Below are 12354 nucleotides of genomic sequence, written 5' to 3' on the forward strand. Positions count from 1 at the left end.
CCCCATGTGTCAGGATAGATGTCGTCTTGGATGAAATTTGAGGGAGGGCCAAGAGGAGCCCCCGGGGGGCTCCTCTTGGAACAAAAATCCCTTTCATCCTATCATGTTCAACATAACAAGGGGCAGGAGCTGGTTATAATGTCTTACCCTTTGCAATTTAAAGAAAACGTGGTCAAAATGGTACTTACAGGGACTGACTCTCAAGCCCAGATCGCCAAGGACATGGGAGTTCCAGGTTCAACCATGCGATACTGGCTTAAAAAAGCACAAAGCACTGGAGATACCATTATGGCCAAACATGAGAAACGTCCACAGGACTGGTCCTCAAAAGAAAAGCTCGATGCCCTGCTTGAATCTGCCAAGCTTACAGACGAACAGCTGGGAGCCTGGTGCAGACAAAAAGGAATACATACTCATCATCTGGAGAAATGGAAAAAAGAATTCTCCAAGGATCAATCAAGGAACAAAGGCAATAATGTCCGTCAGCTTAAAAAAGAAGTCAAAGATCTTCAAAAAGAGCTTAACCGCAAGGACAAGGCTTTAGCTGAAACAACGGCCCTTCTGGTGCTCAAAAAAAAAGTGGATGCCCTCTGGGGGGGCAACAGGGACGACTGATCCCGACCCAGAAGAAAAAGCGCATCCTGACACTTATAGACGAAGCCTGCAGTTCAGGAGCCAGGCTGAAAAAAGCTTGTGCCATTACCGGCTTAAGTCCCAGGACCATCCAAAGGTGGAGAAGTCCTGAGAAACTTGAAGACAGACGTAAAGAGTCAAGCCAAACACCAGCCAACAAACTGAGTGAAATGGAACGACAGAAGATTCTGAAGACCATCAACAGTCCTGCATACAGGAACCTGAGTCCGCATCAAATAGTTGCGGATCTGGCTGATCAGGAAACATACCTGGCGTCCGAGGCAACCATGTACCGCATCCTTCGGGAAGAAGGTCAAAACACCCACAGGCAGCCTTCAAAGCCTAAGAGACACAACAGGCCTGAAGAACTGACAGCTGCTGAGCCCAATCAGGTCTGGACCTGGGACATTACATATCTGCCGGGCCCGGTTAGAGGAGTGTTCTTTTATCTGTACATGATCATTGATCTCTACAGCAGAAAGATCATCACCTGGCAGATACACACCCGTGAAGGATCCACTCTGGCCGGAGGCTTGATCAGCGAAGGATGCTATCTGGAAAACATAACCAGAGACCAACTGGTCCTACACTCTGACAACGGTGCTCCCATGAAGGGAGCAACCATGCTGGCCACTTTGCAGCAGCTGGGTGTAATGCCGTCCTTCTCAAGGCCTGGCGTAAGCAATGACAATGCCCATTCAGAAGCCTTATACAAGACTCTGAAATATCGCCCCTGGTATCCTCAAAAGCCTTTTAAAAGCTTAAGTGATGCCAGAACCTGGGTCGAGGGTTTTGTACAGTGGTATAATCATGAGCATCGTCACAGCAGCCTGGCGTATGTAACCCCCAATGATCGGCACACAGGCAGGGACAAAGAAATCCTGGCCAGACGACGAGTTGTTTATCAAAGAGCAAAAATGAAAAACCCGGAACGGTGGTCAGGTCAGATCAGGAAATGGTCTGCACCTTCTGAAGTCACACTGAATAAAAAAAGAACCTCTAATACAGAAAAAATTGCGGCCTAAAGGCGACATCTTTCTTGAAACTTACCGGAACCGTGCAGGAAACCCTTGCTTTTCTCCAGCAGGCGCGTGCAGGCGCAGTCTAACAAGACACTGGTGCGGACACAAAGGTCGCGCCGCTGGGCTTAAACGTTAATAGAAGGAATTGATTATGGCTATCTCAAGAGCGGCTATTGCTTCTGGCAACCTTGTCTGGATCGTGCTGCTGGCCTTGCTTTTCCTCAAACCGTTCATGGTAAGTGCTGATGATTCAAAGCCCATCGAGTGGCGCGAAGCCTTTGTTACTGTTGATGTGGATATTCGAGAAATTGAAGGTCATAAAGGACATGCGGTCGGGCTTATGCAACAGCGAGGTTTCGCCTTCTTCGAAGACTATGAGGTGGCAACAGTAAACGCCTGGATTACGTTCGAGCGATCCGGTGCAGAGACCAGTTATCAAGGATATGCGGTCTACACATTTCCCGATGGCGACACCAAGATCGGCCGCTTTACTGGCACCGGGGATCCACGAGGCGAGCAATCAGGTCAGTTTACTCTGGAGGGTGGAACAGGGCGCTACAAAGGCATCACCGGCCAAGGTCGCTTTTCCGGCCAGGGCTTCCCGCCCCACGGGGATATCTACCTGGATGTCAGCGGAACCTACTCACTGCAATAGTGCGGATTTGCCCAACAATTCCACCTCCTGGTTCTTGACAAACAGCATGCCTGTTGTACAATTGTCATATTAACAAGTGCTGGGGAAAAGCAGTGGACATCGTAATAGACTCTTCTGCATTGATTGCGGTAATTGTCGGTGAGCCGGAACGCAAAAGGATCATCGAAATTACTACAGGAAACACGCTCATAGGGCCGGGCTCTATCCCATGGGAAATTGGCAACGCCTTTTCAGCAATGTTTAAACAAAAAAGGCTGACACTAACAGAGGCTGAAAAAGGAATATCGATTTTTAAAGGAATCCCCATCCGGTATGTTGATCCAGATTTTATCAAGGCATTAAAATTATCAAAGCAGGCCAATATTTACGCATATGATGCCTATTTTTTGGATTGTGCCATCAGATATAAGGCTCCGTTATTGACACTGGACCGAAAGCTGATCGCATCCGCCCAAATTCTCAACGTCGAAACCCTGGGGGTTTAAAATGCAGGTTTATACATATTCTGAAGCACGCCAAAAACTGGCCATGCTTCTTGACCAGGCGGAAAATACAGGCAAAGTGATAATCCGGAGAAAAGACGGCAGGACCTTTGCTCTGGTTCCGGAAAAAGTTGTCTCCTCCCCCTTGGATGTGCCTTCAATTAAAGCAAAAATCACCACACAAGAAATAATGGATATTATTCGGGAAGGAAGGGAGCGGTAGACCCACTCGAAACCATCTGGCGACTGTGTTTTTGGTCTATATGGAATTACGGCTTTTCATCGCTGTACGTTTCCCGCTGGTGAGCTTTTCGTTAAAAGGAGTCCTTGACAATGCGTACGCTATGGCGTACGGTGGAGAAAACTTGAGGTGAAACATGCCTACATTATCAGCAACAGAGGCGCGAACCAAACTGTACCGCCTTATTGATCAAACATCCCAATCTCACGAACCTATTGTTATAACAGGAAAAAGGGGCAACGCAGTTCTTATTTCGGAAGACGACTGGCGCTCAATTCAAGAAACAATATTCCTTTTGAATATTCCGGGCATGCGTAAGTCCATTCGTGAAGGATTAGCGACCCCCATTGAGGATTGTACCGAGGAAATTGATTGGTGAGTTGGCGAATCGTATTTGCGAAGCAGGCTCAAAAAGATGCAAAAAAGTTATCAGCATCTGGACTTAGATCCAAAGCTGAGAAACTGATCAAGATCCTTCGCGATAACCCTTTTCAAGCCCCGCCTTCATATGAAAAGCTTGTCGGTGATTTGGCCGGCGCGTATTCACGGCGGATAAATATTCAACATAGGTTAGTTTACCAGATCATTGAAGATGAAAAAACGGTAAAGATCATTCGCATGTGGACCCATTACGAATAGCTGTGCAGATCCATCGTTTTCAGCGGATCGCGAGGACCATGCGCCCGCTGAAACGCAACGTTGAACTGAAACACCCTGCCCTAGAACACTGCCTCAGCAGCCAGGATAAAGGAGACAGTCCATGCAAACCATATTTTCTCCTGCAGCATCAAGGAAATACCAGGATCATCCCAAATTTGCCGGGGTGGGGATGGCCATGCTGGTGGCCCGGGGCAAGTCAGATCTGGTCAGTGTATCCGAGCTGGTCATTGACCCTGGGGTGGCTGTGCCGGTCCACACCCACGAGATCCAGGCTGATTCCATCTACATAGTATCAGGTCAGGGAGAGGCCCTGGTCAACCAGGACTGGACTGCTGTGGGTCCGGGTGATCATATCCTTGTGCTGCCCGGAATGGAGCATGGCATCCGCAACACTGGAACCAGTCCTTTGAAGTTGTTTATCCATCACACTCCGCCCTTATACTGATGCCTTTTTTAAGGAATCTCATTTATCCGTAACCTTTCAGACAGGACAAATCCTGAGTGAATAAGAATACTCCAGTTATTGAGGCCAGGGGGCTGGTCAAGAAGTTCGGCGCTTTTACTGCTGTGGATGATGTCAGTTTCCAGGTGGAAAAGGGTGAGTTCTTTGGCCTGCTTGGTCCCAACGGCGCAGGCAAGACTTCAGTCATCCGGATGATGTACGGGTTTTCTCCCCTGACTGCCGGGAGCATGAAGGTCTTTGGCCAGGATATACAGACCGGGTGGAGGCAGATCCGCTCCCGGACCGGGGTCTGCCAGCAGGAAAACACCCTGGACCCGGATTTGACAGTTGAACAGAATCTTCTTGTCTTTGCCGGTTATTACCGGATGCCAGGGAAAAGGGCAGTTGAACGGACCAGGGAACTCCTGGACTTTTTTGCCCTCAAGCACAAGAAAAACGCCCAGGTCAGTCAGCTTTCCGGGGGCATGGCCAGGCGGCTCATGCTGGCCAGGTCATTGATCAATGACCCGGGCCTGATCATCCTGGACGAGCCCACCACCGGTCTGGACCCCCAGTCAAGGCACCAGGTCTGGGACAAGCTGCGGGACCTCCAGGCCAGGGGCCTGACCCTGGTCTTGACCACCCATTACATGGAAGAGGCTGCCAGTCTCTGCCACAGACTGGTCATTGTGGACAAAGGAAAAATCCTGGTCCAGGGAACTCCGGAAGCCTTGATCCGGGAACATGCCGGAACAGCAGTCATTGAAGTGGACAATCCCGGTCAGGACCTGCTGGGATTTGTTGAGCAGAATAAACTCCGCCACGAAGTCTTGCCGGACCGGCTGGTTGTTTATACCGACGATCTCAACGGGCTGGGCCAGGCCATCAGGCAGCAGTTCTGTCCGGAAAAGTGTCTGTTTCGCAGCGCCACCCTGGAAGACGTGTTTCTGCGCCTGACCGGCAGGGAGCTCCGGGAATGAAAAGATCAGATCTGACCCTTTTGTTTGTGCCGGTCTGGAAGAGAAATCTTATTGTCTACCGCCGGATCTGGAAGGTCAACTTCATGGTCCCCTTATTCGAGCCCCTTTTTTATCTGGCAGCCTTTGGCGTGGGCTTGAGCGGTCTGATCGGTGATGTCAGCTATGCCGGGCAGGAGTTCAGCTATATCCGGTTCATTGCTCCGGCCCTTCTGGCCACAGCCATGATGTTCAACGCCTTTTTTGAAACAACCTATGCCTCTTTTGTGCGCATGTACTATCAGAAGACCTTTGATGCCATGCTGGCCACGCCTCTGTCCCTGGAAGAGGTCATTACCGCCGAGATAGTCTGGGGAGCCACCAAGTCCATGCTGGCTGCGACCATAATCCTGGGGGTCATTTCAGCCTTTGGCTATGCTGTCTATCCCTGGGCCCTGCTGGTTATTCCCCTGGCATTTCTGGGAGGGATGGCCTTTGGCTCGGTGGGCATGTACTGTACCGGCATCACCCCGAGCATTGACATGTTCAACCTGCCCATGTTCCTGTTTGTAACACCGCTTTTTCTGTTCAGCGGGACATTTTTCCCGGTCTCGGGCCTGCCGGCCTGGGGTCAGTACCTGGCCCTGGTCTCACCTTTGTATCACCTGGTGGAGCTGACCAGATTTGTAACCACCGGTTCCATGGAATCCAGCATTGTGCTCAGCCTGTCCTATCTGGTGGCCTTTGCGGTCCTGTTTTATTTTCTGAGCATCAGGGCCATGCGCCGCAGACTGATTAAATAGGCCGGGAGATGCAGAACCGGTCCAGCCTGGCAGATCAGGTTCTGAGCAGGCTGTGCAGGGTCTCCAGGTTCTGCCGGTCCCATTGGCCGGCTTTGTCCTTGGGGGTCTCCAGGACCATGGGGGTGTTGGCCAGGGCCGGATCATTGAGAACCAGCCTGAATGCTTCCAGGCCCAGTTCTCCTTTTCCAATATGCTCATGCCTGTCCCTGCTGCTGCCCAGGGGAGTCCTGGTGTCGTTTAAATGGACAGCCCGGACCCGGTCCAGCCCCACTGTCCTGTCCAGACTGGCCATGACCTGGAAATAGCTTTTTTCTGTCCGCAGGTCATATCCAGCTGCAAACATGTGGCAGGTATCAAGGCACACCCCCAGGCGGTCCGGGAAGGTGCAGGCCTGAATAATTGCGGCCAGTTCATTGAAGTCCCGGCCCAGGACCGTGCCCTGTCCGGAAGTTGTCTCCAGAAGGACCATGACCCTGGAAGTGTCCGGATGAAGCTCAAGGGCTGTGGCTAATGATTCATCCAGGCTCCGGACATAGGTTTTGATTCCTTTATCCACGCCCTGTCCTTTGTGGGCGCCGGGATGGGTAACGAGCAGATCAATGCCCAAAAGGGCGCAGCGTTCCAGCTCCCTGGCCTGGGCCTTTATGGACCGGGAGCGCATCTGCTCATCTGGATTGGCCAGGTTGATCAGGTAGCTGTCATGGGCCATAACCGGATAGCTGCCCCATAGTTGTCTGGCCTGTTTGAACAGGTCTGTTTCCTGGTCATTCAAAGGTCTGGGGTTCCACTGGCGCTGATTGCGGGTGAAGATCTGCAGGGCCTGGCCGCCCAGGTCCATGATCCGCTGAACAGCCAGGTTCAGGCCGCCGGCTGTGGAGCAGTGGGCTCCTAAAAGGGGTTGTCCGGGCATGCTGTCCTGAAATAGTCCATTGTTCAATAAAAGGGTTTGAGCCAGGCGGGTGCCTGGTCCGAAGCTTGATCCACTTTACAGCATCAGGGGGCCGGATACAACTCCGGGCAGGGGGCCAGAAAGGGTGGGGGCCGGGGTATTTTGCCGGAAAAACGAAAGTTTTCAAGAGCATGGTTGCTTTTCAAGCCTTAAAAGGATATTTCCGGATGAACAGAAAAGACCGGGTTTCCATGTTTACCTGAACCGAGAAAAACCCCCGGTTCAGGGTTCAGTTTAAAGACATCTTTAATCAGCACTTCAGGTGTGCAGAGAGGATCAAGGGAAAAATGGACATCACATGCACCAGAACCGACAAGGCACTGATCATTGAGGTCAGCGGCAGGCTGGATACAACCACAGCTTCGGATTTTGAAGCCAGGAGCCTGGAAGAGATGGCTGACGCCAAGAATATCATTATTGATCTCAAACAGGTGGAATACGTGAGCAGTGCAGGGCTGAGGGGTATTCTGTCTGTAGGCAAGAAGGTCAGGGCTGAAGGCGGGACCCTGGTTTTCTGCAACCTCCAGGGCATGGTCCGGGAGGTTTTTGAGATTTCCGGATTCTCCTCCATATTCACCCTGCACGAGACCAGAGAGAAGGCCCTTGAAGGGTTCTGACGAGCTTGATTTCTCCTGGATCGAGCTTCCTGGAACTGGAGATAATCTGTCCGGATTTCAGGAGTTTGTCCTTGAGCAGGCCTCCCTGGGCAGGATGTCTGCAGGGGTTATCCAGAAAATCGAGCTGGTTGCTGAAGAAATCCTGCTGAATATCATCAGACATGCCTATGGCCGGGAGGGGAGGGCCACAGTCAGGATTGGCTGCGCCGCCTCTGGCAGCGGATCTTTTCACATCAGGTTCATGGACTGGGGTGAGCCTTTCAACCCTCTGGAGCGAACAGACCCGGACACCACCCTGTCGGCTGAAGACCGTCAGGTGGGTGGACTGGGCATTCTGCTGATCAAAAAGATGTCCGATCATGTCAAGTACACCAGGCAAGACAGCACAAATATCCTTGATGTCAGTTTCAGCTGATGTTTTTCAATCAGCAACAAGGGCCTTGCTCAAGTCTTTTAGCCCGGGATAAAAAGAGCCCGGTTTGGGATGGAATTCTGGGATGAGTTTTATTTTGAAGTATACACTGATCTTTATTCTCCTGATACTGGTTTCTGGAATGCAGGTCCAGGCCGGGACCTTGGATGACAATGGTCTGCAGCAGGTCAGGTTTATTCCCCACTGGGTTCCCCAGGCCCAGTTTGCCGGGTATTATGTGGCCAAAGACAAGGGATTTTATGCCAGGCGCGGCCTTGATGTGGAAATCCTGCGGGGCGGACCGGACAGTCCGGCAAGTGAATTCCTGGCCCAGGGCCGGGCTGATTTTGCCTCCATGTTTCTGATCAACGGCCTGATTCTTCGCTCCCAGGGAGTGCCAGTGGTCAATGTCGGGCAGATGGTCCAGCGCTCAGCCCTGATGCTGGTGGCCAAAAAAGATTCAGGCATCCATTCGCCCATTGACCTCCAAGGCAGAAAAATATCTGTCTGGCCGGAGTTTGCAGCCCAGCCCCTGGCGTTTTTCAGCCGCTACCACCTCAATGTCACTACTGTGCATCAGGGCTATACCCTGAACCTGTTGCTCATGGATGGAGTCGATGCTGCCACAGCCATGTGGTATAATGAATACTATGCCCTGATCAATTCCGGTATCAATGCCAATGAACTGACCACATTTTTTTTGGCTGACTATGGCCTGAACTTTCCAGAAGACGGCCTTTACTGCCACGAATCACTGGTCCGAAATGAACCTGACCTGGTCCGGAACTTTGTCCAGGCCTCAATTGAAGGCTGGGAATACGCTTTTAATAATCCTGAACAGGCCCTGGACATGGTCATGGAACGGGTCAATCAGGCCAATCTTCCCACCAACAGGGTCCATCAGAGGTGGATGCTGGACCGGATGAAAGATATCATCCAGCCGGCCGGATCCGACCGTCCTGCAGGATGGCTGGATGAGAGGGATTACGAGCTGGTTGCAGCCGAGCTTTTTGAGAATGAGGTCATCACCCATATAGCGCCCTTCAGGAAATTTTATGTCCCGGATTTCAGCTCACCATAGAAAGCAGCGTCTTTCATTCAGACTGGCTCTTTTTGTCCTGTCCAGTACGGCCCTGTTTTTTCTGGGGGCCTTTGGCTATAATTATCTGTACTCCAAAAAGGTGGTCCTGAAAAACGTCCAGGAAAGCGCTTCCAATCTGACCCACTCCCTGGTGAATCGCCTTGAAGTCAAGGTTCAGGGTGTTGAGCAGATTCCGCGGTATCTGTCCCTGCGCATTGCCCAGTCCCGTCCCCCTGCCCAGGAGCTGGAAGACATGATCAAATCCATGCTTAAGGCCAATCCGGAAATATTCGGAGCAACAGTGGCTTTTGAGCCCTATGCAATGGATCCGGATCAGCATTATTTTGCCCCGTACCTGTTCAGGGACAATGAAGGAGATATTGCTGTTTCAGAACTTGGGGGAGAAGAATACCATTATTTCCACTGGGACTGGTACAGCATTCCCAGACACCTGGAAATTCCGGTCTGGAGCGAGCCCTACTTTGATGAAGGCGGAGGGGGCATTCTCATGTCCACCTATTCAGTACCGTTTTACCGGGAAAACCGGGGCATCAGTCAGTTTCAGGGCGTGGTAACGGCTGATATCTGCCTGGAAGCCCTGGTCCGGCATTTTGCCGATGTACAGCTGTATGACACCGGGTATGCCTTTTTGATCAGCCGCAACGGCACGTTTGTGGCCCATCCGGATCCGGACAGGGTGATGCGCCAGGGCATATTCAGTGTGGCTGAGGAAATGGGCATGCCTGAACTGCGGATCATTGGCCGGGACATGATCCGGGGAGCAAGGGGGTTTGCCCATGTCACCAGCGTTCACACCGGCCAGGACTCCCTGCTTTACTATGACCATGTCAAGTCCACAGGCTGGTCTGTCGGGGTGATGATCCCCAAGGATGAAATATACTCGGACATTGTTGCCCTGAACCACACAGTGGTCCTGATCGGAATGGCCGGGTTTGCCATTCTTTTTCTGGTAATTGTTGCAATTTCCAAGAGTATTACCAGGCCTCTGCACTCCCTGGTCAGCACCACCAGGGAAATCGCCAGGGGTAATCTGGATGTTGACCTGCCCCGGGTCAGGGTAAATGACGAGGTTGGGCAGCTTTCCCGGTCCGTTGACCAGATGCGTCTGGCCTTGAAGGAGTATATTTCAGACCTGACAGAAACCACCCGGGCCAAGGAGCGGATCGAAAGCGAGCTTAAGATCGCCCGGAATATTCAGATGAATTTTTTGCCCAAAAAGTTTCCGCCCTTTCCAAACAGACATGAATTCGACATCTATGCCATGCTGGAGCCGGCCAAGGAGGTGGGGGGGGATCTGTACGACTTTTTCTTCCTGGATGAAGATCATTTGTTTTTTTCAGTGGGCGATGTATCGGACAAGGGAGTGCCTGCAGCCTTGTTCATGGCTGTGACCAAGACCCTGATCAAAGGCATTGCCGAGCAGGGCCTTGAGCCTTCGGACATCCTGGCCCGGGTTAATAATGAACTCTGCCAGGGCAACGATTCATGCATGTTTGTGACTCTGTTCTGCGGAATTCTGGATCTGAGGACCGGAGAGCTGAAATATTCCAGTGCAGGCCATAATCCTCCGCTTTTGCTCAAAAAGGGGCAGGATCCAAAGTGGCTGCCCCTGCCTCAGGGCATGGTCCTTGGAGGCATGGAGGATATGGTGTTTAAAACCATGAAAACCAGTCTTGCCCCTGGAGACAAGCTTCTCATGTATACCGACGGGGTGACTGAGGCCATGGACTCGGATCAGAAGCTGTATTCAGAAAACAGGCTTAAAAGTGAGGCCAGGGCAATGATCCGGGATGAGTCCCAGGATCTGGTCAAGGGCATCCTGAATTCTGTGCACAGATTTGCCAGGAATGTACCCCAGTCTGATGATATCACCCTGATGGTCCTGGCATACAAGGGCAGTTCAGGATCTGCTTCCTGATATTCCCAGCCCCGGGCAGGCTATGATGGTTCAGCCACCAGGACCATTCTGGTGAGCCGCTCCACCAGAAGTCCCTGGGGACGGATCAGAAAGAACATCTCCTGGCCGGGCTCCAGGGAAGTGATCACGGTCCGGCCAATGACCCACCTGCCCGGATCCCGGAAAGGCCTCCAGGTCCTTAAACCCCACATGGAATGATAAGCTGCTATCCGGCCGGTTTCCCGGTCCTGCCCGATGTAAAGCATGACATGCCCGGGCATGTACAGGATGGTCAGCCAGGGTTGACCCTGCTCAGCAATCAGTTCTTTTTTTTGGGCTGGATCAAGTCCGTCCAGTTCAATCACCTGCCCGGCCTCAGCCTGTCCCCTTGAATTCCGGGGCAGAAAAAGGCCGAATCCAGCCAGAAAATCCTTGAGCAGGGCTGAACAGTCCCGGTTTTCATAAAGTCCCCCCCAGCCGTAGGCCTGGCCCATCATGGCATTGGCAATCCTGGAAAAATTGGCCTGAGTTGGCTTGAAAGGCATCCTGTGCAGAGCATGTCTGGGTACGGATGCTGGAATGATTCGGGCGCTGCCGGTATGGTGACGGACTGGGACCAGGACCTGGAAAGAATCTGGGCAGGGCTGGTCCGGGGCCAGGGGCAGGGCCATGCCCACCCGGCCGGAGACAAGGAATGATCCGTTACTGCTGAGCATGGGGATGTCATCAGCTGTGAAACCGGCCAAAGAACCGCTTTGATAGGAACTGATAAAATCGGCATCAACCAGGGCCAGTTCATGCCACCTGATCCAGCCGGCGGCAAAGTCGGTTTCAGCCAGGGCCCATTGCTGATCCCTGCTCACATGGGTGATGAGTACAGGGGTTCCAGCCGGGACCAGGGTGTTCTGCATGTAATCAAAGGGAAAGCCCTGTCCTGGCCGGGATGGATCAAAAAAGACCGGCCGGCTGGTGGGCAATACCCGCATGGATGCATGGACCACGGTGATCCCTGGCTGGTGGGTTGAAGGGTATCCGTCCTGATCAGCTCTGCGTTCCATCTCCTGGATCCAGGTCCGGGGCAGGGGCAGGTTATTTGGACCAAAGAGATCCCTGGATGCGTAGCTGCGCAGTCCCCAGAAGACCTCATGCCCGGAAAATCTTGGATTATCCCGGTGCCAGGGCCGGTAAAACCTGTCCAGAAAATCATGGTAGAACCGGTCCTGGGCCTCCGGGCTGATGAGCAGGCTGTCCGGATGGGACACATACTGGGCTGCATCCTGGGGCAGGACCTCCAGGTCCCGGATCATACCGGGCTGCCTGGCAGCACAGGCCCCTAAAATAAGGCACAGGAGGAGCAGCACTGTTTTGGCCGTGGATGGTAAAATAGCCATGCCTCTGGTCCATTTGATCTGGTTGTGAATCATTTTAACTTATGGCGGCTGCAAGCATGAAGGACTTAATTATTAGCGGTCCTGTCTGGATT

General features: G+C 52.4%; 16 protein-coding genes. 14 read left to right on the forward strand and 2 right to left on the reverse strand.

The genetic code is table 11. The features are described 5' to 3' along the window. Positions 1-138 precede the first annotated feature (138 nt). From P771_RS0109260 to P771_RS0109305, 10 genes are all read left to right on the forward strand, one after another. Positions 139-615 carry a transposase gene (locus P771_RS0109260; protein WP_028573613.1) on the forward strand — a complete coding sequence of 159 codons (477 nt, stop codon included), beginning with the start codon at positions 139-141 and terminating at the stop codon, positions 613-615. Continuing rightward, positions 615-1658 carry an IS3 family transposase gene (locus tag P771_RS0109265; protein ID WP_028573612.1) on the forward strand — a complete coding sequence of 348 codons (1044 nt, stop codon included), beginning with the start codon at positions 615-617 and terminating at the stop codon, positions 1656-1658. The genes P771_RS0109260 and P771_RS0109265 overlap by 1 nt, the downstream gene beginning before the upstream one ends. A 148-nt stretch (positions 1659-1806) precedes the next feature. Next, entirely contained in the window at positions 1807-2310 is a 504-nt protein-coding gene (locus P771_RS0109270; protein WP_028574931.1) for a hypothetical protein, read from the forward strand. A gap of 92 nt (positions 2311-2402) precedes the next feature. Further along, a complete protein-coding gene (locus P771_RS0109275) occupies positions 2403-2795 on the forward strand; it encodes a type II toxin-antitoxin system VapC family toxin (protein ID WP_028574932.1) in 393 nt (130 codons plus the stop codon). 1 nt (position 2796) lies between these two features. Beyond that, the gene (locus tag P771_RS0109280; protein WP_028574933.1) at positions 2797-3015 is read left to right on the forward strand and encodes a type II toxin-antitoxin system Phd/YefM family antitoxin; all 219 of its coding nucleotides are present in this window, start codon (positions 2797-2799) and stop codon (positions 3013-3015) included. A gap of 154 nt (positions 3016-3169) precedes the next feature. After that, positions 3170-3412 (forward strand): type II toxin-antitoxin system Phd/YefM family antitoxin, encoded by a 243-nt coding sequence (locus P771_RS0109285; RefSeq protein ID WP_028574934.1) that lies wholly within the window; start codon positions 3170-3172, stop codon positions 3410-3412. After that, positions 3409-3672 carry a Txe/YoeB family addiction module toxin gene (locus P771_RS0109290; protein WP_028574935.1) on the forward strand — a complete coding sequence of 88 codons (264 nt, stop codon included), beginning with the start codon at positions 3409-3411 and terminating at the stop codon, positions 3670-3672. The genes P771_RS0109285 and P771_RS0109290 overlap by 4 nt, the downstream gene beginning before the upstream one ends. 121 nt (positions 3673-3793) lie before the next feature. Next, positions 3794-4138, forward strand: coding sequence for a cupin domain-containing protein (locus P771_RS0109295; RefSeq protein ID WP_028574936.1), 345 nt, complete (start codon positions 3794-3796; stop codon positions 4136-4138). Positions 4139-4194: 56 nt separating this feature from the next. Next, positions 4195-5115, forward strand: coding sequence for an ABC transporter ATP-binding protein (locus P771_RS0109300; RefSeq protein WP_028574937.1), 921 nt, complete (start codon positions 4195-4197; stop codon positions 5113-5115). Next, the gene (locus P771_RS0109305) at positions 5112-5894 is read left to right on the forward strand and encodes an ABC transporter permease (RefSeq protein ID WP_035244256.1); all 783 of its coding nucleotides are present in this window, start codon (positions 5112-5114) and stop codon (positions 5892-5894) included. The genes P771_RS0109300 and P771_RS0109305 overlap by 4 nt, the downstream gene beginning before the upstream one ends. Positions 5895-5928: 34 nt before the next feature. On the opposite strand, the gene P771_RS0109310 is transcribed toward P771_RS0109305, so the two are convergent. Continuing rightward, positions 5929-6804: a deoxyribonuclease IV gene (locus tag P771_RS0109310; RefSeq protein ID WP_028574939.1), complete on the reverse strand. Its 876-nt coding sequence runs from the start codon at positions 6802-6804 to the stop codon at positions 5929-5931. A 326-nt stretch (positions 6805-7130) separates the two neighbouring features. On the opposite strand from P771_RS0109310, the gene P771_RS0109320 reads away from it, so the two are divergent. The 4 genes from P771_RS0109320 to P771_RS0109335 all read left to right on the forward strand — a co-directional run bounded on the left by P771_RS0109320 (position 7131) and on the right by P771_RS0109335 (position 10892). Further along, positions 7131-7460, forward strand: a complete 330-nt coding sequence (locus P771_RS0109320) for an STAS domain-containing protein (RefSeq protein WP_028574941.1) — start codon at positions 7131-7133, stop codon at positions 7458-7460. Continuing rightward, entirely contained in the window at positions 7447-7875 is a 429-nt protein-coding gene (locus tag P771_RS0109325; RefSeq protein WP_028574942.1) for an ATP-binding protein, read from the forward strand. The genes P771_RS0109320 and P771_RS0109325 overlap by 14 nt, the downstream gene beginning before the upstream one ends. An 82-nt stretch (positions 7876-7957) precedes the next feature. Further along, positions 7958-8953: an ABC transporter substrate-binding protein gene (locus tag P771_RS17080; RefSeq protein WP_035244257.1), complete on the forward strand. Its 996-nt coding sequence runs from the start codon at positions 7958-7960 to the stop codon at positions 8951-8953. Beyond that, positions 8928-10892, forward strand: a complete 1965-nt coding sequence (locus P771_RS0109335; protein ID WP_028574943.1) for a SpoIIE family protein phosphatase — start codon at positions 8928-8930, stop codon at positions 10890-10892. Before P771_RS17080 ends, P771_RS0109335 begins: the two co-directional genes overlap by 26 nt. A 20-nt stretch (positions 10893-10912) precedes the next feature. Here the strand turns inward: P771_RS0109335 and P771_RS17085 are convergent, their stop codons facing one another. Next, positions 10913-12262 carry an NlpC/P60 family N-terminal domain-containing protein gene (locus P771_RS17085; protein ID WP_161635959.1) on the reverse strand — a complete coding sequence of 450 codons (1350 nt, stop codon included), beginning with the start codon at positions 12260-12262 and terminating at the stop codon, positions 10913-10915. Between the last annotated feature and the right edge of the window lie 92 nt (positions 12263-12354).

It is taken from the genome of Desulfonatronovibrio hydrogenovorans DSM 9292, from assembly GCF_000686525.1.
GTDB lineage: Bacteria > Desulfobacterota > Desulfovibrionia > Desulfovibrionales > Desulfonatronovibrionaceae > Desulfonatronovibrio > Desulfonatronovibrio hydrogenovorans.